A 19,860-nucleotide genomic window follows, 5' to 3' on the forward strand; every position below is an offset into this window, starting at 1 on the left:
GCAGCGGTGCCGGTGCCCGGGACAGGGCCGGAAGCCCCGCGCGTCGTCCGCGGGTGGTGCTTGTCGTGTTCCGGGCCGGGTTCGTACAGTTCCAGCGGTGGAGGCCCCCCGCGCCCGCCGAGCCGTCCTCAGCCCTCAGATCCGGCACGAGCGCGGTTCGCCGGCGGTCGGCGTCACCGACGGGCCCGGTCCGTCGCCGGCGGACCTGGCCGCCTACCGCAGCGCCGTCGACGACGTCGTGCAGCGTCTCGAGCAGGACGGAGCCGCTGCCACCCTCGACCGGGTCGCCGAGCACGACGAGGTGCGCGCCGTCCTGGACCTCGTGCCCGGCGGCACCGACGACGTGCTGCAGCGGATCGCCCAGGAGGTCGGCGGCTTCCGCCCGAGTCCCCGGTCCAACGCGCGCACCCCGGCGACCCTGCTCAAGATCCTCCTGCTGCAGCAGATCGACGTCCTGTGGTGGTCCTCGGTCCGCCCCTTCACCGACGACGCCGACGTCCTGGGCTCTCCCGAGATGGCCTGGCTGCCGTCGCTGCGCCGCCGGCGGCTGCTGGCCTTCCGCTACCGCGTCTGCGCCACGAACTTCCCGGCGCGGGCCCGCAACCACGCGGTGCACCGGTGGGCCCCCGGACGCGAGCCGGTCTCGTCGGGGCTGAGCTACCCCGTCGCCCGCCCGGCGATGGTCGCGCTGCTTAACGAGGTCGCCGACCGCTTCGCCCAGGCCGCCGGGCCCTGGCCGGGCAGCCTGTGGGTCAACTGCATCGTCCGCAGCACCGCCGTCCAGCAGCGGCTGCGGGCGCTCGGGTACTCGGCGCTGCTCCCGAGCGCCCACTGCACCGGCCACGCCGCCGACATCGAGATGGCCTGGCTGCGCCGGCACGGCGTGGCCGCCGCCCTGGAGGACGTCCTGACCGCCTACCGGACCGAGGGAGTGCTCAACGTGATCGACGAGGGCCAGGCCTGGCACGTGTGCCTGAACCCCGCCGTGGTGGGCCGGTACGAGCGCCTGGCGCCGCCGGCCGCCGGCGCGGCGGGGAGCCGCTGATGTGCGGCATCGCCCTGGTGCTCGGGGAGGGAGCCGAGCGCGAGCAGGCGCTCTTCGCCTCGATGCTCGCCGCGATCTCCCCCCGCGGCGAGGTCGACGAGGTCCTGCACGACGACGCCGCCCTGCTGGGCACCTCCCGGCTGCGCATCGTCGACCGCGAGCACGCCGTCCAGCCCTGGACGTCGGAGGACGGGCGCTGGGCGCTGTGCTTCAACGGCGAGGTGTTCAACCACGCCGACCTGCGGGCGCAGTTGCACGCCGAGGGCCGGCGCACGCGGTCGGAGAGCGACACCGAGGTGGTGCTCGAGACGGTGCTCGCCTGGGGTGAGGACGCGCTGCTGCGGATGCGCGGCGAGTTCGCCTTCGCGCTGGTCGATCGCGACACCCGCCGGGTGTTCCTCGCCCGCGACCCGGTCGGCGTCAAGCCGCTGTACTGGGCGCACGCGGGCGGGCGGCTGCACGTCGCGTCGGAGGTCAAGGCCCTCGTCCCGCTCGGCGTGCGGGTGCACGAGGTGCCCCCGGGGCACTGCGGCTGGGCCGCGCCCGACAGCCCGCCGGACCTGCACCCCTACATCGACCTCTACCGGCTCGGTGAGGGCTCACCCGAGCTGGCCGACGTCGAGGAGGCCGCGGCGGCGGTCCGGACGACCCTGACCGACGCCGTCCGCATCCGGGTCGACACCGACCTGCGTGTCGGCGTCGTGCTCTCCGGCGGCCTGGACAGCTCGCTGACGCTGCTGCTGGTGCGGCAGCTGCACCCCGACTGCGTCGCCTTCACGGTGGGGGCGGAGGGCAGCGAGGACCTCGCCTACGCCCGCCGGCTCACCGCCGACCTCGGCGTGGAGCACGTCGTCGTCCCCGTCCGGCCGCGGGAGCTGGGCCTGGGCGACGTGCGGGAGGCGATGCGGGTCTCCGAGCTCACCGAGTACGGCGACATCATCAACGCCGTCGTCTCCCAGCGGCTGTTCGCCGCGGTGCACGAGGCCGGCGTGAAGGTGGTGCTCACCGGCGACGGCTCCGACGAGCTCTTCGGCGGCTACGCCATGTACCACCGGATCGGCGACGCCGACCGGCGCCGGCTGTTCCTGCACAAGATCGCCCACCTCAGCCGCACGGAGCTGCAGCGCGTCGACCGCACCTCGATGGGCCACCGGGTGGAGGCGCGGGTGCCGTTCCTCGACGTGACGATGCTCGACCTCGCCATGCGGATCCCGCAGGAGCTCAAGCTCCGCGACGGCTACGAGAAGTGGATCGTCCGGCACGCCTTCGCCGACGTCCTCCCCGACTACATCCAGGCGCGGCACAAGAACCCGATGTCGCACTCCAGCGGGCTGCACGAGCGGATCCGGCTGTTCCGGCCGCTGTTCCCGCGCCTCTACCGCTCGCTCGGGTACGACTGCGCCGCGCCGCTGCAGCGGGACTTCTCCGAGGTGCTCCGGGAGCACGGCTACGACCTCGACGCCGCCGTCGACGCCGCCCGGACCCCGCGCGACCTCACGCCGGTCGAGCACGCCCGCGACCTCGCCGGGGCGCTGCGCTGGAACCTCGCCTCCCTGGTGCGCCGGCCCGCCCGCACGACCGGCCCCTGACGGGACCGCTGGTCAGCCGCCGCGCAGCCCCCGGCGCAGCTCGTCGGGGCTCACGTTGACCTGGAAGTGCATCGCGTCCTTGACCGACCGCCACCGCCCGCCCCAGGCGAGCACCGGCAGGCCGTCGACCGTGGTGATCGCCTCCACCGCGGCGACCTGCTGCGGCGTGAACGCCGTGTCGGCGCGCCCGGCCGTCACCTCGGCGCACCGCTGCTCCTGGGTCGGCTGGGACGAGAAGCGGACCGCGGGCCGGTCCGGGGTCACGCGGTAGGGGTTGCAGGACGGGTCGATGTCGGTGGCGATGCCGTAGGCGTGCAGCGAGGGTGCCGACCCGCCGGTGATCTGCCGGTTGACGTAGTTCCACACGCTGCGTGGCCGGTAGCCGGTGGCGGTGAGCGCCCGCTCCAGCGCCCGCCACGCCTCGACCGTGTAGGGGTGCACCGGCGTCGCGCGCAGGCCGAACAGCCGCAGCGGCACCATGCGGACGGTCTTCTCCGCCAGGTGCTCGGCCCACGCCCGGCGCAGCCACGTCGTCGACCGGGCGACGCGGCCGGCGGCGGGCGGCCCGGCCGGCCCGGCGGCGAACAGCCGGTGCAGGGCCGGGCGGACGACGCCGTCCCGGATCCGCCGCCACTCCTGCGCCAGCGCCGTCTCGTGCCGGGCGATCGGCGTCCCCCGGCGCTCGGGGTGCTGCGCGGCGAAGACCAGGTCGGTGAGCGCGTTCTCGTCCCGGGTCCCCAGGGCGAAGGCCGCGGCGACCGCCTCGGGCCAGCGCCGCGCGGCCAGCGCGGCGCGCAGCTGCTGGTCCGGGCCCGGGGCCGGACCCTGCGTCTCGCGCTCCTCCGCGGCGGCCTCCCAGGCGGCGTCCCGCTCCGGCGGCACGGTCGTCGCCGCGGGCAGCAGCCCGGGCGCGCCGCGGCCCGGCCCCCCGCCGTAGAAGTACCGCGCGCCGGCCCGCCGCCGCGCCGTCCCCCCGTCGGGCCGCCGGGTCACCCGGGCCAGGTGGAAGTGCGGGCGCGGCCGGGCGTCGTGGACGACGGTCCAGCCCGGGCCGAGCGCCCTTGCCCGGCGCACCGCGAGGGCCCGGGCGTGCGCGCGCGAGGCGCACCAGAGGTCCTGCCGGTCCCTCCCATGAGCGACGGCGGCGGGCGGGGGCGACGTCGGGGGCACGGGGACTCCTCTCGGGACGGAGCGGCGGTCAGCCGAGGGCCAGGTCGCGGCGCGGGGCGGGCCGCACCGGGACCACCGGGCGCGGACGGCGGTCGTGGACCGGCAGCGCGGCGACCCGCGGGGCCGCCCGGTCGGTGACGACGCCGATCGCCTGGGCGCTGGTCAGCCACTCCTCGGAGTCCTCGGCGACCTGCAGCAGCAGCGCCTCGAACTCGGTCCGGCCGCTCTGCAGCACGTGCGGCTGGGCCAGCCAGCGCAGGATCTCCCGGCCGGTCACCGCCATCCGCTGCCGCGGCGAGGTCATCAGCGGCTCGTGGAAGTAGCGGGTGAGGACCTCCTCGACGACGTCCCAGGCGTTGTCGGCCCCGAAGACGCGCTTGACGTCGTCGGCGTCGAGGATGCGGAACGCCTCCTCCAGCAGCTGCATGACCTCGACGCGCAGCACGTTGATGTTGCCGTAGGACACGAACTTGAGGTTGTTGCGCAGGTCCAGGCCGGCCCGCCGGACGACGGCGATGCTGCCGAACGTCGGGTCGTTGGCGCGGTCGCGGATGACGTCGGAGATGCGCTTGTCCCGCCAGTACTGGGCGACGTGCCGGTTGAACAGCGTGAACAGCGGGTGGAACTCCCGGTTCGGGCGGGCGTCGCCGGGCGGCACCTTGGCGCCGTAGCCGAACGCCCGCCGGTAGGCCGCCGCGCGCTCGTGCCGGGTGCCGCGCAGCACCTCGCGGCGGTCGAACTGGTAGAGCCCGTAGGCGCCCGGGCCCGCCGACAGCCGGACGGCGCCGTTGCGGAACAGCTCCCGCAGCTTGCGGACGACGCGGAAGACCCCGACGCGTTCGTGCTGGTAGATGTAGTAGAGGTCGCCGATCGCGATGATCCGCTCGGACGTGACCGTCTCGTCGTAGTGCTCGACGCCCTGCGGGATGCGGGTCTGCCCGAACTGCCGCGCCGCCTCCGGGCCGAGGCCGACCAGCTGGGCCAGGCCGCTGTCGGGCGGGATCGGCGCGGCCTTGTCGGCCTCCTCCGCCTGGCGCACGTAGTCGTCGATCTGGTCGACGAGGGCGTCGGCCAGCCGCGGGGTCTCCAGCAGGTCCACCCCGAGCTGGTCGATCGCGTCCTGCCGCAGCTGGGCGAACCGGTCCAGGAGGGCCTGGTACTGCGCTTCGGTGGCCATCACTTCACCTGCCTCACGTCACCGGCCGCGCTGGGGTCCTTCGCGGCCGATCGCGGGTCGAACACGAAGGCGTGCGGTCCCTGTGGCCCGACGACGCGCACGTAGTCCCTCTGGAAGCCCTCCGCGGGGTACTCGGTCTCGCCGTCGGTCGTGCGACGCAGCACCTTGAAGTGGACGGGACCGACGGGCAGGTCCATGGGCTTGGACCAGTAGCGGCCGTCCGCACCGCGGTACAGGCGGATCTCCCGCTCCCAGTCGCCCAGACGAGTGCCACTCCCCCTGATGACGTAGGCGGGTGGGCTCTTCGTGTTCGGTGCCACGCTCGCCGATCCGTCGACGACGTCCTCGAGGTGACGACGGAGTGCCTTCAGGGCCTCCTGGACGCGGACGGAGTGGATCCCCAGGTCGCTGCCCGGCTGGTCCTCCTCGTCGTCGATGGCCTGGGCCACCAGGTCGCACAGCTCGGTGGCGGCCGGCAGCAGGGCTCCCGAGATCGCCAGCTTCCCGCCGTCCTTGACCAGGCGCGGACCCTCCTGTGTCGCGAAGTCCACGATCCAGTCCAGCAGGTCCTCGAGCAGGATCGAGCCGCCGCAGATCGGGATGCGGAACGTCCGGCGCTCGTCGGCGTCGATCAGCACCGAGTCCAGCGCCGCACGCAGCTCGTCGACCGAGCCGGCCACCACGGACAGCTGCCGCTCGAGCTGGACCAGCTGGATGCCCAGGAAGGGGTTGCCCTCGCCTCCGCCGAAGAAGCGCTTGTCCCGCTCCCAGCTCGTCCTCAGCGACACCAGGTCGTCGACGATGATCCGGAAGCTGGTCAGCTGCTGTTCCTCGTCGGCGTTGTTGACCCGCTCGTCCGACCCGGACTGGCCGAGACCCAGCCGGTCCCGGAGGTCCCCGAGCCGACCGAGCACGTCGTCGGGGTCGGTGACGGAGACGTCCTCGGGACCCAGGAGGACCCGCCAGAGGTGGTCCACGCGGGGGACGCGGGGTCCGCCCAGCTTGCCGAGTTCGTCGACCAGCTCGCGGAACTCGGTCTCGATGACGCTCTTCAGCGCCTCGCAGACCTCCTCGTCCGTGGTCTCGAGGAGCGGCCGGAGGTCGTGCAGCAGACCGACGGAGCGGGTGAGCGACTCCCGGGCGCGGACGTGGAGGCTCGCCTGCGCGCCGACGACGCCGCCCTCGAGCTCGCTGTGGAAGCTCGCGATGTTCGGGCGGCGGCGGTAGTACACCCGGCCGTGCTTCTCGTAGGGCTCGAAGGCGTGCTCCAGCGCGGACAGGACGCCGTCAATGCGAGCCGGCCGGCGCCGCCAGCCCAGGACGTCGCCGATCACGCGGTCGACGGAGTCCTGCAGGTCGCCGCTGCCGCCGTCCTCCCGCTCACGGGCCGGTGCGGTGGCCTGCGTCTGCACGGGGTAGGCGAGGAACTGCCGCAGGGCGTCGGTCAGCTCCCTGTCCCCTCTCCCGTTCCCGGCTGCTGTCGTCATGCCGTCCTCCCCGGCGTGTGTACGTAGACCGGCCCGGCCGAGGCCCGGTCGGCGAGCTCCTGCCAGCACCGGCACTGCGCCTCCTGCAGCGCGGTGACCCGCGGCCGGCAGCGGTCGATCCCCTGCCGCACGACCCGCACCCAGGCCGGCCACTCGCGGCCCCGGTGCCGCAGCGCCGCGACCGGCTCGAGCGCCTCGTAGGAGACGACGTCGTCGCGGAACCGCTCCCCCAGCGCGGTCAGCGCCGTCTGCGCCGCGGCCAGCCGGCGCTGGACCTCGACGAGGTCGAGCCGGTCGGCGGCCTCGGCGGCCAGCAGCAGCGCGTGGTGGGCCTCCTCGGCCCGCCCGGTCAGGTCGTCCACGGCCCCGCCGAGCCGGTCGACCACGGACAGGTCCGCGGGGGCGTCCTCGCGCAGCGTCAGCGCGAGCGAGCGCAGCTCGGCCCGGAGCTGCTGGCAGCCCCCGGTGAGGTCGGCGAGCGCGGCCGGGACACTCATCGTGCTCACCGCCGCGCGAGGTCGCGGTAGAAGTGGCGGGTGATGACCTCCGGCGTCGCCAGCCGGCGGTCGAAGGCCAGCCGGGCGGCGCCGATGAGGAAGCGCTCGGGCAGGATGCCCGGGTCGATCCCGCGGGCCAGCCGCCCCGCCGCCTCCTCGATCATCTGCTGCTCCTTGGGCGCGAAGCGGACCACCTGCGCCAGCGTCCGGCGGCCGAGCGTCTCGTAGGGCCGGAAGCACATCGTGTCGACGACGATGCGCACCGCGTCGTCGGCCGACTCCAGCACCGCCTTCGGGTAGGGCGCCGCGGGCCGGCCGTAGGCGCGCCGCCACGCCCGCCGCGAGCCCTCGGCCTCCTCGGGGAACCCCATCCGCGACAGCAGCTCGGCGCTGAGGAACAGCCGCAGGTACGGCGTCGGGTGCACCGCCGTCGGGTTCCACGTCCAGACGCTCACCGGCGCGCGGGCCAGGATGTCCATCAGCGAGGCGACGACGGCCGGGCCGCCCAGCAGCAGGCCGCACAGGTCGGCGAAGGTCTCCCGGTTCCACCGCCGCCACACCCGCGCGACCTGCGGCGGGTGTCCCGCCTCGACCAGCCGGCGCTCGACGGTCTCCGGGACCACCCGCGCGAGGCCGAGCTCGTTCTGCAGGTTGTGGCTGACCTCGTGCAGGACCGCGCCCAGCGTCCAGGGGTTCACCAGCCGGTGGTAGGGCAGCTGGATCTGCGGGAACGGGTTGCGCTGGAACCCCAGCCGCCGCAGCCGGACGTCGCGCCGGAAGGTGGCCGGGGTGGGCCCGGACTCCATGCTGCACATCGGCGCCGGCTGCGGCACCGACCTGGCGGTGCCCAGGCCGAGGAAGGCGTCCTGGTAGCAGTCCAGGGCGATCCGGTCGCAGCCGAGCAGCCACTCGCCGAACCGCCCCTGCCGCTGGCCGAAGAAGACGGTGTAGAAGTCCCACACCCGCTCCACCGCCCGCACGTGCTCGTGGGCCACCTCGCCGGCGGTCACGAGCGCCCGCAGCCGCTCCGGGGTGGGGTCGGTCCGCGCCTGCTCGGCCAGGCCGGCGACCTTCCGGGTGATCGTCAGCAGCGGCTCGCGCAGGCGGGTGATGAGCGCGTTGACCGCCTCCACGTGCCCCTGGGTGGGGGCGGCGTGCCCGCTGCCGAACTCCTCACGCGTGAAGGGGCGCAGGGCCAGGGTGTGGCGCTCGAGGTTGCGCGCCTGCGCGCTGGTCCACCGCGCGAGGACCGCGGCCGGCCGCGGCGGCGACGGGCGGGGGGTGCTCCCCCGCCCGCGCTGCGTCGCCGCTGCGGCTGGCGCGCTCATGACCACGCTCCCTGACTGGACCCGGTGGGGTGCTGCTCAGCACCGGCACCAGCGCTGTCCGTTGACGACGATCGACCGGCCCGGGACGGCCGGCGGACGACCCGGCCCCACCCCGCTCGCCTGCTGGGCCCGGCGCCGGGCGTCGGCGATCCACGCCTGGTCGGCCCGGCGGGCCCGCTGGACCACCCGGCGGCGCCGGTCCGGGTCGCGCAGCGCCCGGGAGGCGTGGTGCGCGAAGCGGCGGGTTACCAGGTCCAGCGAGACCGGGGCACCACGCGAGTACCGCCCCGCCACGTCGGCCGTCGTCCGGCGCACGACGTGCGGCAGTGCCTGGACGTAGGGCTTGGCCGCCGGGCTGTTCCACAGCTGCCGGCCGAGCTGCACGGCACGCTTGGTCAGCTCGGGGACCCAGCGGGCCGCGGCGGGCGCGAGCCGCGCCGCGAGGGCGGGCAGCGCGCCGAAGAAGGCCTCGGCCTCCGCCTCGGACTCCGTCTGGGCCGCCATGGCCGCCAGGTGCTCCATGAGCCGGATCTCCGCGGCCGGTGAGGCAGCCGACTCGTACTCGAACTCGGGCTCGCCGTAGTACTCGTCCTCCGGGTCGCCGTAGAGCTCGAACTCGCGCGCGGTGGGGAGCAGGTCCGCCATCGTCATCGACATCGCCGGTCTCCTCGGACGGTCGTCAGCCGGTCAGCGCGCCGCGGCGCGCCCGGGGCGGCTGGGTGATCCGGCGGACGGCCCGCTGGTTGCGCTGCGCCGCACGGGCGGCGACGCGCGGCTGGGTGAGGGCCCGCCGGGTCTGGGTCTGCACGACGCGGCCGACGGTGCTCCGCGTCACCGGCTGCCCGCGCCGGGCACGGCGCACCAGCGGCCGGACCGTCGCCCGGGTCACCGCGGTCGGCAGGATCGTGACGAGCGGCTGCGTGCCCTGCCGGCGGCGTGCCATGCGGGTGAGGATGCTGTTGACCTGCACCAGCTTCGGCACGATGTCGGGGACCAGCCGCTGCAGGACGGCCTGCTCCCGCGGCGTGATCATCATGACCGTCGCCGCCCCGATCAGGGCCTCGGCCTCGTGGGTCGACGGCGTCCGGGCGGCCGCGGCGGCCATCGTCTGCGCGATCGCCTCGTTCTTCGTCATCGGTGCGGCCGGGGACTCGTCCTCGTACTCCAGCTCGTACTCGAGCTCGTCCTCGTACTCCCCCTCGTACTCGCCCTCGCGGCGGCGAACCCGCCGGCGGCGACGGCCGAACAGGCCGCTGATGGCGCTCATCGCGCCGGGCAGGAACTTCGCCGCCAGGGGCAGCGCCTTGGCGGCGAGCGGTGCGGCGGCGGCCAGCAGCGGCAGGAACTGCTCGTCCTCGAACTCCGCCTGACCGGTCCCGGCCGCGCCGAGGACCTCGTCCTCGAACTCGTCCTCGTACTCGTCCTCGAACTCGCCCTCCCCCAGGCCGAGCGCGCTGCCGAGCCCCTGGACCAGCCCGCCGAGGAAGTCCTCGCCCTCGTCCTCGAACTCGTCCTCGAACTCCCCGAGCGGGCTCTCGGCCGACGGCTCACCGAACAGCTCGTCCTCGAACTCGTCCTCGGGTTCGCCCATGAGTTCCGGGTCGAGCGTCTCGAACCCGACCTCTCCGTCCTGCGAAACGCTCATGAGGCCCTCCCTCATCGTGCATTCCTGGCGCCCGCGACGTTAGGGAGGAAAGGGCACCGGCCCCATTCACACGTTCCCGGGTCACGTGTCCCGGTGTCACGTGTCCCGGTGTCGCGCGTCCCGGGGTCGCGGAGACGGGGGACGCGGGTCGCCGTCGGCGAGGAGCCGGGCGACCATGGCGGCGCGCGAGTTGACCTCGAGCTTGGTGAACACCCGCCGCAGGTGGGTGCCCACCGTCCACTCGCTGATGTCGAGGACCGAGGCGATCATCCGGTTGGTGCAGCCGCGGGCGACCATGCGGACGATCTCCTCCTCGCGCGGGCTCAGCGACACCCCGGCCGGCTGCGCCGGCGCGTCCACGACGGTGACCTGGCAGTCCAGGCCGTCGACGTCGAACTGGACGACGAGCCCGCCGTCGGCCGCGGGCCGGTGGCGCAGGATCTCCCGGACCGTGCGGCGCAGGTCGTGCACGGCGCGGTCGACGGCGTCCTCGGCCCCGGGGAGCGCTCCGCGTGCGGCTGCCGCCACGCCGTCGGCGGACTCCCGGGGCGCCGCCGTCCGGCTGGTCGCTGCGGTCGCTGGCACCCCGGCCTCCGTTCCCCCGGCCCGGTCGGATCGGGCCGACCGTAGACCCGCACGCGGGGTGCACTCGCGTCACACGTCCTGAGGACTGCTGCACCGGCGACCTCTCCCGACCATTCCGCGCGCCATTCCCGGGAGCACGGGGAATGGCCGGACGCAGCTGTCTGCGCCGGTGCGGGCGGCCCCCGGAGGAGGATGCCGCCCGCACCGTCACGGGAGCGTCACCACCGCGTCACGGCTGCCCGCGGGGTCGTCGGTGGACCGGGGCGGAGGAGGCCGTCACCGGGAGTTCGACGACAGGACCGCCCGAGCCGGCGGCTCCTGCGCGGCCTGCTGCCGGCGCGCCCGGAGCCTCCGCAGCCCCCAGAGGACGGCGGCGTCGCAGACCAGCAGCCCGACCAGCGCGGGCGCGGTCATCGCCCACCCGGTGCCGTCCCCGGCGACCACACCCCACAGCAGCTTGCCGCCGGCCATGGCGTTGAGGAGCACCAGGCCCCAGACCACCGAGCGCCGCCAGAAGGCCAGGCAGTAGAGGGTGAGGGCCAGCGGGACGAGTGTCGCCTGCGCGACCTTCTCGAGGTCCCAGGTGCCGGTGAGCCACTCCCGCTCGAACTCCAGGAACTCGAGGATCTGCGGGTCGGGCCGGGCGGGCGCGGGGAACCAGAACGTGCTGGTGGCCAGCGCGACGAGGGTGCCGGCGATGCCCCAGCCGCTGCGCCGGTGGGCGAACCAGGCGAGCGGGATGAGGAAGAGCGGCCGGACATACCAGCTCAGCGGGTTGGCGTGGCGGTCGAAGGCCCAGTCGCCGAAGTCGGCGAGGAGCTGCGCGACGTCCATGACGGCCTCCTAGGAGTGGGTCGGTGCAGGTGCGCGGGAGTCGGTCACCGGTGCGCCCGAGGGAGAGTCGGCGGGGAGCCGGAAGGCGAGGACCAGCAGGGCGACGGCGGCCAGGCTGACCGCGGCGAGCGTCGTCGACTGCAGGACCCGGTCGGTGGTCGTCGGGAGCACCGACACGTGCACCTGGTGGTAGAGCTGGTGGGGCAGGTCCACCACGACCACGGCCAGGCCGGCCGCACGGGCGACCCACACCACCCCGGTGAACAACGCGACGAGAGCGACGGTGCCGACGGCGAGGTTGCCGAGTCCGACGTCGCGGAGCAGGTGCTCGTTGTAGGGGCCGTCGGGGCTGACCCAGTGGAGCCCCAGCCCGGGGAAGTCGGCGTAGAACGACGCCGGGAACACGGCCTGCCAGAGGCCGATCACCAGCCCGAAGAGGACGAACCAGCCCAGCAGGACCTTGACGGCGAGACGCACGGGGACCTCCGGAGGAGACGGGATCCGGGAGGCGGCGGCAGGACGCCGACGCCCGGGGTCCACCGTCGGGCCGGGCCCTTGACGGATCGTGGGCGCCGGCTTGACGGGGTGACGACGAGGGGCGCCGGGGACGCCGCCGTCGCACGGCAGGATGGTCCGACGGCGGGGCCGGGAGGCGGTGAGGCGGTGCAGTTCGACATCCTCGGGCCGCTGCAGGTCCGCGACGCGGGACGGCCGCTGGCCCTCGGGCGGCCGAAGCAACGCGCCGTCCTGGCGATCCTGCTGCTCGACGCGGGCACGGTGGTGCCACTCGACCGGCTGGTCGAGGAGCTGTGGGGTCCGCAGTCACCGCCGCAGGCCCTCGCGTCGGTGCAGGCCTACGTCTCCCACCTGCGGCGGCTGCTGGAACCGCAGCGCGCGCCCGGCGCCCCGGCGACGGTGATCCTGGCCCAGGCGCCCGGCTACCGCCTCGTGGTCGACCCCGACGACCTCGACGCCGCCCGCTTCGAGGCCCTCGCGCGGGCCGGGCAGGACCTCCTGCAGCAGGGGGAGGCGCCGCGCGCCGCCGAGACCCTGGCGGAGGCCCTCGGCCTGTGGCGCGGGCCGGTCCTCGCCGACTTCGCCGACGCCCCGTTCGTGCAGGTCGAGCGCGCGCGGTTGGAGGACCTCCGGTTGACCGCACTGGAGGACCGGCTCAGCGCCGACCTCCGCCTCGGCCGGCACGCCCGGGTCGTCGCCGAGCTCGAGCGGCTGACCGGTGAGCACCCGTTCCGCGAGCGCCTCCAGGGTCTGCGGATGACCGCCCTGTACCGGTGCGGGCGGCAGGCCGAGGCACTGCAGAGCTACCAGCGCTTCCGCGTGCAGTTGCGCGAGGAGCTCGGCCTGGACCCCGGCCAGGCGCTCCGGGACCTCGAGCGGGACGTCCTCCGCCAGGCCCCGCACCTCGACGGGCCGGTCGCCGCCCCCGGCCGAGCGGTGGCGCCCGCCGCGCGGCACGCCCCGGGCTCCGCGGTCGTCGTCGCGGAGGCGGCGTCCCCCGGGGCTCCCGCCGACCTGGTCGGGCGCGACGCGCAGCTGCGGGTGGTCGACGAGGCGCTGGCCGGGACGTCGACCGGCCGCGGGCGGATCGTCCTCGTGGCCGGTGAGCCCGGGATCGGCAAGACGCGGCTGGCCGAGGAGGCGACCCGGCGTGCTCGCGGGGCCGGCGTCACGGTGGCCTGGGGACGCAGCGACCAGGACGCCGGGGCCCCGCCGTTCTGGCCCTGGACGCAGGTGTTCCGGGAGCTGCTCGACGACAGGTCCGGCGCGGCCGCGCTCGGCGTCGACGCCGTCGAGCTGGCTCCGGTCCTCCCGGAGGTGGCTCCCGGCGGGACGAGGTCCGCCGTGCCGGTGGTCGACCCGGCGGCCGCCCGCTTCCGGGTCTGCCAGGCCGCCACCGCGGCGCTGCGCGAGCTGGCCGCCGGCCGGCGCCTGCTGCTGGTCCTCGACGACCTGCAGTGGGCCGACGTCGCCTCCCACCGGCTGCTGGGCCACCTCGCGACGACGCTGGCCGACGTCCCCGTCGTGGTGCTGGTGACGTACCGGGACCGGAGCCTCGACGGCGGCGAGGCCCTCGCCGACACCCTCGCCGAGCTGGCCCGGGTGGCTCCGGTGGACCGGCTGCAGCTGGCCGGCCTGGACGTCGCCGACGTGGCGCGGATCCTCGCGTCCTCCGCCGGGATCGACCCGGACGACGACCTGGCCCGGCTGGTCCGCGACCGCACCGGCGGCAATCCGTTCTTCGTGATCGAGGTGCTCCGCCTGCTCGCCACCGGTGGCCGGCCCGGGCGGAGCCCGGCCGAGGCCGCGTCACTGGTCACCCAGGAGGTGCCCGCCGGCGTGCGCGACGTCCTCCGCCGGCGGCTGCGCCGGCTCCCCGACCAGACCCGGACGGTGCTGCTCGTCTCGGCGGTCGTCGGTCAGGAGTTCGACCTCGACGTCGTCCGCCGCGTGACCGGGCTCGACGACGACGACGCGCTGTCCGCCGTCGAGCTCACCGTGTCGGCCGGACTCGTGGTCGAGGACCCGGCCGAGGTCGGCCGCTTCCGCTTCGCGCACGCCCTGGTCCGCGAGGCCATCTACGGCGAGATCAGCCACGCCCGGCGGGCACGGCTGCACGCCCGGGTGGCGCAGGCGCTGCTGGACCACCGCGGCGACGACGCGGGCTCCGTGCTGCAGCTGGCCCACCACTGGTGGCTGGCCGCACCGGTGGTCGGCGCCGGGCAGGCCATCCCGCACGTCGTGGCCGCCGCGGAGCAGTGCCTCCAGACCCTCGCCCACGAGGAGGCCGAGCGGCAGCTGCACCGCGCCCTGGACCTGATCGCCGCCACGCCGGCGTCGCCGGACCGCTCGGCCGCCGAGCTGGGTGTCCAGCTGCGCCTCGGCTCGCTGTCGGTCCAGGCCCACGGCACCGGCAGCGAGGTGGCGTGGGCCTGCTTCACGCGTGCCCGCGAGCTGGCGGAGGAGCTGGAGGACGGGCCGTCCCGGCTGGCCGCCCTGCGGAGCCTCTACGAGGTGGCCTTCGCGCGGGCCGACCACCGCCGCGCCGGCGAGCTCGCCGAGGCGGTGCTCGACGTGGCGCGGCACGGCGACGACCCGGACGGGCTGCTCGCAGGCCACCTGTCGCTCGGTCGCACCCTGTGGTGCCAGGGCCGGCTGGTCCCGGCCCGGGAACACCTCGAGCGCGCGCTGCGGGCATCGGCCCGGGCGGACCGGTCGCGCGAGTTCCTGCCACCTCGGGTGCCCCTGCAGCTGCAGCTCGCCGCGGTGCTCGCCCCGCTCGGCGAGTCCGGTGCGGCGGCGGGTCTCCTGACCGCCGCGGTGGAGGAGGCACGGGAGGCGTCGCCGTACGCCCACGCCGTCGCCGCCACCCGGTGCCGCCCTCGTCGCCGCCCTCGGGCGCGACCTCCCGACGGCGCGCACCCGGGCCGCCGAGGCGCTGGACCTGGCCGAGCGCTGGCGCATCCCCACGCCCGGCGGGTACGCGGCCGTGGTGCTCGGATGGCTCCGGGCCCTCGAGGGCAGTCCCGCGGAGGCGATCACCGACCTGCGCCGCCACCTCCACCGGATCGAGGCCGGAGGTGCCCAGCACCTGCTCGCGTGGGGGATCGGTCTGCTGGCCGAGGCCCACCTGCACAACGACGAGCCCGCCGAGGCACTGCGCCTGCTCGAGGATGCCCTGGCCCGGGTGGCCCGCACCGGGGAGCGGCTCTACGAGTCCGAGCTGCACCGGCTCCGGGCGCTGTCCCTGCTGGCGGTGGACCCGCCCCGGAGGGAGGAGGCCCACGGCAGTCTGCAGCGGGCGGTCAGGGTCGCCCGGGAGCAGGGCTCACCCGTGCTCGAGCGACGTGCCGCCGGGACCGCTGCGGCCACTGGAGCGTTCGGTCACAGCGGCAGCGACAGCGTCACCGGACCGCCGGCCTGAGACCGGCCCCGTCCGGCGAACCCCTCCTGCCGGAGGAGGCCGGCCAGCCGGTCGTCGAGGGTCGACGAGGCGGTCAGCTCCCCCACACCCACCGCCCGGAGCCGGTCGGCCACCTCGCGCACCAACCGCCGTCCCAGCCCGGACCCGCGGTGGGCCGTCGGCACGGCGAGAGCACACAGGCGGGACCGCCGCGGTCCCAGCGAGCGGACCACCACGACACCCGCCAGGTCGGTGACCTCCGTCGCGGTCAGGTCGCACAGCCCGTACCACTGGCAGGTGGCGTCGTGGTCGTCGAGCACGCAGGCGGGGAGCAGGCGCGCGGCCCGGCGCCGGTCACCGTCGCCGTCCAGTCGCCGGAAGACGATGCCGGCCGGTGAGCCGCGGGCGGTCATCGCGCCTCCAGGGGGCCGGGTGTCTCGCCCCGACGGTGCCGGCGGCGGTTTGGCGTCCGCTTGACACGGCGCGCACGCGACGGGGCAACCGGCCGTCAAGGCCCGGTGGCGACGCTCCCTCCGCCAACCAGGCGTGACGGAGGGAGATCGCGATGACAACCGTGCTCGTCACCGGCGGCACCGGGCTCCTCGGACGACGGGTGTGCCGGGCCCTGACCGCCGACGGGTGCCGCGTGCGGATCCTGACCCGGCGCCCCGCCGAGCCGCCGCTGCCGGGGGTGGACGTGTCCGTGGCGGACCTGGGCACCGGGGCCGGCCTGACGGCGGCCGTGGCCGGCGTCGGCGCCGTCGTGCACTGCGCCACGGACCCCCGGGCCTCCCGGACGGTCGACGTCGAGGGGACCGAGCGCCTGCTCGAGGCGGCACGCGAGGCGGACCGACCGCACGTCGTCTACGTCTCCATCGTGGGCGTCGACCGCATCCCGCTGACCTACTACCGGGCCAAGCTGGCCGCCGAGGCCGCCGTCGCGCGGTCGGGGGTGCCGGCGACGGTCCTGCGCGCCACCCAGTTCCACGAGTTCACCCTCGACCTCGTCGACCGAATGACGAGACTCCCGCTGGTGCCCGTCCCGCGGGGCTCGCGGATCCAGCCGATCGACGTCGACGAGGTCGCCCGACGGCTCGCGGACGCCGTGGCGTCCGGGCCGGCGACCAGGCTGGCCGACCTCGGCGGACCGGAGGTCCTCCGCGTCGCCGACCTCGTCCGGGAACGCCTCGACGACGCCGGGCGTCACCGGCCGGTGCTGGAACTGCCCCTGCCCGGCGCGGTGGGGGCGGCGCTGCGAGCCGGCGCCAACCTCGCTCCCGGCAACCGCTCCGGCGGTCGCACCTGGCGGGAGTTCCTCGACGGCCGTTCCCCGTCCCGACTCCGGGAGGGCTGACCACCCCGAGCAGCAGCACCGGCCCGGGACCCTCGTTCGCACGGCGGCCGTCCTCCGCGGAGGACGGCCGCCGGTGGGGGTCAGTGGTAGGCGTGGACGACGGCGTGCCCGCGGCCGCGGCCCATCAGCCAGCGGTTGACCGGGGTGGTGACCACGAAGGCGACGGCGAACGCGCCGGCGAGCGACAGCCAGAACAGTGCCGAGGACAGGCCGGCCTCCATGGCGCCCGGCACCGACACCACGACGGCGTTGTCGACCAGCTCCATCACCGCGATCGAGATCGTGTCGGCGGCCAGCGCCACCCGCAGCGCCCGGCGGAACGGCAGGCCGGCCCGCAGCACGCCGCGCATGGTCAGCGCGTAGCCGAAGACGAAGGCCAGGGCGACCGCCAGCACGACCGTGGCCGCGGTCCCCCACCCCAGCGCGGTGCCGATCACCATGCCGAGCACCTCGCCGATGGCACAGCCGGTGAGGCAGTGCAGCGTGGCCTGCACCGCCGCGGACCAGGGAACCGGGCCCGGGGCGCGCGTGCCGTGGTGGTGCGTCCCGTGGTGGTGCGTGCCCCGGTGTTTCACGGCGTCGTCCGTGCCGTGTCCGTGTGCCGTGTGCGTCGTCATCTCGTCCTCCTCGGTCGACGCCGACCGTTGTATACCCCATGGGGGTATCAGTCAACGTCGTCGACCGTGTCGGCGAGCACGACCCGCCGCGTCCGCCCACGCCTCGACCCGGTCGGCGGCGCGGCGGAGCAGTGCGGCCTGCGCCCGCAGCTCCCGATGGCTGCGGGAACCCGGGTCCGCGGGAACGGCGAGCAGGGGCCGCAGGGCCGCGAGCGCCTCCCGCCCGGCCTCCTCCAGCGCCCGCTCGGCGGCGGCACGGTCCGCCTGCCGGCTCACCGTCCGGCTCCCGCCGTGAGCGGGGTCCGGACGGCGGGCGGTCCGGCGGGCAGGCCCAGCCGGCCCCGGGTGCGCCACACCAGCACGGCCGCGACGACTGCCATCGGGATCACCAGGTTCACCTCGCTCAGCAGCACGTCGGCGAGGACGTCGCTGTCGACGTACCCGCCCAGGCGCACCGAGTCGTTCGACAGCCCGTGCATCGCGATCGCCAGCGGGACGCTGATCCCGACGCGGTTGCAGAAGTACGCCATCACCAGGCTGAGCAGCACGAACTTCACGGTCAGCACCGCGAACAGGGCCGCGGACCCGCCCGGCCCGTAGCGCAGCACCAGGTCGAACTTCACCGGCACGTGCCACGCCGACCACAGCACCCCGAGCACTCCGGAGGCGACCACCGGCGCGTACCGGGCCTGCAGCAGCGGCAGCGCGAAACCGCGCCAGGCGCTCTCCTCGAACACCGCGCCGGCGTCCAGGAACACCGCCACGAGGAACGCCGCGGTGAACGACAGGGACAGCGCCGGCGGCGAGTACCGGAAGCCGGCGTCGTGCAGCGTCAGCCGGTGCAGTCCGGCCGAGGCCAGGTTCATCGCCGAGAACACCGCGATCGTCACCGCCCAGACCCTCAGCCCGCGCCGCCGTCCCACCTCGCGCGACCACGGCCGCCAGCGGCGGCGCACGGCCAGCAGGCCGGCCGAGCCGGCCCCGAGGCCGGCCACGACGAGCAGGGCGAGGTCCGGCGCGGCGACCTGGGCGATCGCCAGCCCGACCGCCCCCGCCGCGTACGGCGCCTCGGCCACCACCCGAACGGCGGTCACCAGGTCGGTGTTGAACCCGATGCCGGACTCCTCGAGGGCCTGGTCCGCCGTCTCCTGGGCGCCGGTGAGCAGGAACGCGGCGATCAGCCCGACCTCCAGGAGCACCGCCACCGTCCACAGCGACGCCACCGGGTACCGCCGGAAGAGCCGTCGCACCACCGCTCCTCCCCTCCCGCGGAGCCGCCGCGGCGGCTCCGCGGCGGGACGGGAGCAACGGTGGGGACGGCGCGTCGAGGCCGGTCGAAGGACGCGTCAAGGCCCGGTGAAGACGGCGCCCGCGGGCACGGGCCGGTCGCTACGGTCGCCGCCGTGAGCATCCCCGCGACCGTCCCGCCGGCCGGGCCACAGCCGCTGGTGCTCGTCGTCGAGGACGAGCCGCAGATCGCCGAGGTCCTCGAGGCCTACCTGCACCGCGGCGGGTACCGGACCGCCCGTGCCGCGGACGGGGTCAGCGCCGTGGAGCGCCACCGGGGCCTGCGCCCGGACCTCGTCCTCCTCGACGTGCGGCTGCCCGGCCTCGACGGCTTCGAGGTGCTGCGCCGCATCCGCTCGTCGGCGCCCACCCCGGTGATCATGGTGACGGCGCGGGACGAGGACGTGGACAAGCTGCTCGGGTTGCACATGGGCGCCGACGACTACGTGCTCAAGCCCTTCAGCCCGCCCGAGGTCGTCGCCCGGGTGCGGGCCGTCCTCCGCCGGACCGCGCCGGGCCCGCGACCGCCGCGGGTGCTGCGGGTCGGCCCGCTGGAGATCGACCCCGCCGCCCTGACCGCCACCGTCGGCGGCCGGCCGCTGCCGCTCACCCTGAGCGAGTACCGGCTGCTGGAGCACCTGGCCCGGTCCGCCGGCCGGGTGCTCACCCGCGCGCAGTTGCTCGACGCCGCCCTGCCGGGGTCGGCCGCGCTCGACCGCGTCGTCGACGCGCACCTGTCCAACCTGCGCCGCAAGCTGACCGCCGCGGGCGAGGACGGGCTGCTGGAGACGGTGCGCGGCGCGGGCTACCGGTTGCGTCGCGCACCCGCACCGCCCTCGCCGTGAGCGCCGGCGGCACCGGGCGCCGGCCGGTCTGGCCCCGGCGCAGCATCGCCGTCCGGCTGGTGGTCGCCATGGCGGCGGTCGCGGCGTTCACCGCGCTGCTCGCCCTGCCGGTGACGCTGGTCTACTTCGAGCGGCGGCTGCCGCCGGGGACCGCCGCCCTCGTCGAGTCCCAGATCCGCGGCGGCGACTTCGACGGCGCGGCCGAGCTGGGACTGCTCACCGCCCTCACCGCCGGGCTCGGGGCGCTGCTCGGCCTCCTCGTCGCCCGGCGGCTGGCCCGCCCGCTGCAGGCGGTCTCCTCCGCGGCCCGCCGGGTCGCCGCCGGCGACCTCTCCGCCCGGGCCGGTCCCCTGCTGGCCGCGAGCGGCCGGCGGCGCGCGGATCCGTGGGGGGGGGGGGGCGCGCGGGGGCGGCGGGGGGGGGGGGGGGGGGCGGGGGGGGGGGGGGGGGGTGGTCGCGGGGGAGCTGGGTATGGTGTTCT

The 19,860-nt window shown here is 75.8% G+C and carries 18 protein-coding genes and 1 pseudogene; 6 read left to right on the plus strand and 13 right to left on the minus strand.

Annotation, left to right across the window (positions count from 1 at the left end; genetic code table 11):
• Positions 1-97 precede the first annotated feature (97 nt).
• Together ACI8AD_RS14130 and ACI8AD_RS14135 are read left to right on the plus strand one after the other, a co-directional pair.
• Positions 98-1,045, plus strand: a complete 948-nt coding sequence (locus ACI8AD_RS14130) for a DUF5715 family protein (protein WP_456871157.1) — start codon at positions 98-100, stop codon at positions 1,043-1,045.
• The gene (locus ACI8AD_RS14135) at positions 1,045-2,634 is read left to right on the plus strand and encodes an asparagine synthetase B family protein (protein WP_456871158.1); all 1,590 of its coding nucleotides are present in this window, start codon (positions 1,045-1,047) and stop codon (positions 2,632-2,634) included. The genes ACI8AD_RS14130 and ACI8AD_RS14135 overlap by 1 nt, the downstream gene beginning before the upstream one ends.
• Before the next feature lie 12 nt (positions 2,635-2,646).
• Here ACI8AD_RS14135 and ACI8AD_RS14140 read toward each other — a convergent pair whose 3' ends face one another.
• The 10 genes from ACI8AD_RS14140 to ACI8AD_RS14185 form a co-directional block, all read right to left on the minus strand.
• Positions 2,647-3,804 carry a M15 family metallopeptidase gene (locus ACI8AD_RS14140; protein WP_456871159.1) on the minus strand — a complete coding sequence of 386 codons (1,158 nt, stop codon included), beginning with the start codon at positions 3,802-3,804 and terminating at the stop codon, positions 2,647-2,649.
• A gap of 28 nt (positions 3,805-3,832) precedes the next feature.
• Positions 3,833-4,981, minus strand: a complete 1,149-nt coding sequence (locus ACI8AD_RS14145; RefSeq protein WP_456871160.1) for a hypothetical protein — start codon at positions 4,979-4,981, stop codon at positions 3,833-3,835.
• Positions 4,981-6,468, minus strand: a complete 1,488-nt coding sequence (locus tag ACI8AD_RS14150; RefSeq protein WP_456871161.1) for a hypothetical protein — start codon at positions 6,466-6,468, stop codon at positions 4,981-4,983. The genes ACI8AD_RS14145 and ACI8AD_RS14150 overlap by 1 nt, the downstream gene beginning before the upstream one ends.
• The gene (locus ACI8AD_RS14155) at positions 6,465-6,965 is read right to left on the minus strand and encodes a hypothetical protein (RefSeq protein WP_456871162.1); all 501 of its coding nucleotides are present in this window, start codon (positions 6,963-6,965) and stop codon (positions 6,465-6,467) included. Before ACI8AD_RS14155 ends, ACI8AD_RS14150 begins: the two co-directional genes overlap by 4 nt.
• A gap of 5 nt (positions 6,966-6,970) precedes the next feature.
• Positions 6,971-8,293, minus strand: coding sequence for a hypothetical protein (locus ACI8AD_RS14160; RefSeq protein ID WP_456871163.1), 1,323 nt, complete (start codon positions 8,291-8,293; stop codon positions 6,971-6,973).
• Between the two features lie 36 nt (positions 8,294-8,329).
• Entirely contained in the window at positions 8,330-8,950 is a 621-nt protein-coding gene (locus ACI8AD_RS14165; RefSeq protein WP_456871164.1) for a hypothetical protein, read from the minus strand.
• 22 nt (positions 8,951-8,972) lie between these two features.
• Positions 8,973-9,938: a hypothetical protein gene (locus tag ACI8AD_RS14170; RefSeq protein ID WP_456871165.1), complete on the minus strand. Its 966-nt coding sequence runs from the start codon at positions 9,936-9,938 to the stop codon at positions 8,973-8,975.
• A 96-nt stretch (positions 9,939-10,034) separates the two neighbouring features.
• A complete protein-coding gene (locus tag ACI8AD_RS14175; RefSeq protein ID WP_456871166.1) occupies positions 10,035-10,523 on the minus strand; it encodes a helix-turn-helix transcriptional regulator in 489 nt (162 codons plus the stop codon).
• A gap of 276 nt (positions 10,524-10,799) precedes the next feature.
• Positions 10,800-11,357: a hypothetical protein gene (locus ACI8AD_RS14180; protein ID WP_456871167.1), complete on the minus strand. Its 558-nt coding sequence runs from the start codon at positions 11,355-11,357 to the stop codon at positions 10,800-10,802.
• 9 nt (positions 11,358-11,366) lie between these two features.
• Positions 11,367-11,834 carry a hypothetical protein gene (locus ACI8AD_RS14185; protein WP_456871168.1) on the minus strand — a complete coding sequence of 156 codons (468 nt, stop codon included), beginning with the start codon at positions 11,832-11,834 and terminating at the stop codon, positions 11,367-11,369.
• 186 nt (positions 11,835-12,020) lie between these two features.
• Between ACI8AD_RS14185 and ACI8AD_RS14190 the strand changes: the two are divergent.
• Positions 12,021-13,391: pseudogene (locus ACI8AD_RS14190) on the plus strand (BTAD domain-containing putative transcriptional regulator); the annotation flags it as partial.
• A 1,866-nt stretch (positions 13,392-15,257) separates the two neighbouring features.
• On the opposite strand, the gene ACI8AD_RS14195 reads toward ACI8AD_RS14190, so the two are convergent.
• Positions 15,258-15,689, minus strand: a complete 432-nt coding sequence (locus ACI8AD_RS14195; RefSeq protein ID WP_456871175.1) for a GNAT family N-acetyltransferase — start codon at positions 15,687-15,689, stop codon at positions 15,258-15,260.
• Positions 15,690-15,841: 152 nt separating this feature from the next.
• On the opposite strand from ACI8AD_RS14195, the gene ACI8AD_RS14200 reads away from it, so the two are divergent.
• Positions 15,842-16,630 (plus strand): SDR family oxidoreductase, encoded by a 789-nt coding sequence (locus ACI8AD_RS14200; RefSeq protein WP_456871169.1) that lies wholly within the window; start codon positions 15,842-15,844, stop codon positions 16,628-16,630.
• 80 nt (positions 16,631-16,710) lie between these two features.
• On the opposite strand, the gene ACI8AD_RS14205 is transcribed toward ACI8AD_RS14200, so the two are convergent.
• A complete protein-coding gene (locus tag ACI8AD_RS14205) occupies positions 16,711-17,124 on the minus strand; it encodes a DUF4396 domain-containing protein (protein ID WP_456871170.1) in 414 nt (137 codons plus the stop codon).
• A 395-nt stretch (positions 17,125-17,519) separates the two neighbouring features.
• Positions 17,520-18,497, minus strand: coding sequence for a CPBP family intramembrane glutamic endopeptidase (locus ACI8AD_RS14210; protein WP_456871171.1), 978 nt, complete (start codon positions 18,495-18,497; stop codon positions 17,520-17,522).
• 153 nt (positions 18,498-18,650) lie between these two features.
• Here ACI8AD_RS14210 and ACI8AD_RS14215 point away from each other — a divergent pair, with 153 nt between their 5' ends.
• Positions 18,651-19,379, plus strand: a complete 729-nt coding sequence (locus tag ACI8AD_RS14215; RefSeq protein ID WP_456871172.1) for a response regulator transcription factor — start codon at positions 18,651-18,653, stop codon at positions 19,377-19,379.
• Positions 19,376-19,860: HAMP domain-containing protein (locus tag ACI8AD_RS14220; protein WP_456871173.1), on the plus strand; the 485-nt coding region annotated here is incomplete at its 3' end. The genes ACI8AD_RS14215 and ACI8AD_RS14220, both read left to right, overlap by 4 nt.

It is taken from the genome of Geodermatophilus sp. SYSU D00766, from assembly GCF_054049915.1.

Excerpts from the sequence above, each read along its gene's own strand:
- ACI8AD_RS14170 (WP_456871165.1), bottom strand. The coding sequence starts at position 9,938 with ATGAGCGTTTCGCAGGACGGAGAGGTCGGGTTCGAGACGCTCGACCCG.
- ACI8AD_RS14180 (WP_456871167.1), bottom strand. The coding sequence starts at position 11,357 with ATGGACGTCGCGCAGCTCCTCGCCGACTTCGGCGACTGGGCCTTCGAC.
- ACI8AD_RS14150 (WP_456871161.1), bottom strand. The coding sequence starts at position 6,468 with ATGACGACAGCAGCCGGGAACGGGAGAGGGGACAGGGAGCTGACCGAC.
- ACI8AD_RS14195 (WP_456871175.1), bottom strand. The coding sequence starts at position 15,689 with ATGACCGCCCGCGGCTCACCGGCCGGCATCGTCTTCCGGCGACTGGAC.
- ACI8AD_RS14160 (WP_456871163.1), bottom strand. The coding sequence starts at position 8,293 with ATGAGCGCGCCAGCCGCAGCGGCGACGCAGCGCGGGCGGGGGAGCACC.
- ACI8AD_RS14145 (WP_456871160.1), bottom strand. The coding sequence starts at position 4,981 with ATGGCCACCGAAGCGCAGTACCAGGCCCTCCTGGACCGGTTCGCCCAG.
- ACI8AD_RS14135 (WP_456871158.1), top strand. The coding sequence starts at position 1,045 with ATGTGCGGCATCGCCCTGGTGCTCGGGGAGGGAGCCGAGCGCGAGCAG.
- ACI8AD_RS14155 (WP_456871162.1), bottom strand. The coding sequence starts at position 6,965 with ATGAGTGTCCCGGCCGCGCTCGCCGACCTCACCGGGGGCTGCCAGCAG.
- ACI8AD_RS14200 (WP_456871169.1), top strand. The coding sequence starts at position 15,842 with ATGACAACCGTGCTCGTCACCGGCGGCACCGGGCTCCTCGGACGACGG.
- ACI8AD_RS14165 (WP_456871164.1), bottom strand. The coding sequence starts at position 8,950 with ATGTCGATGACGATGGCGGACCTGCTCCCCACCGCGCGCGAGTTCGAG.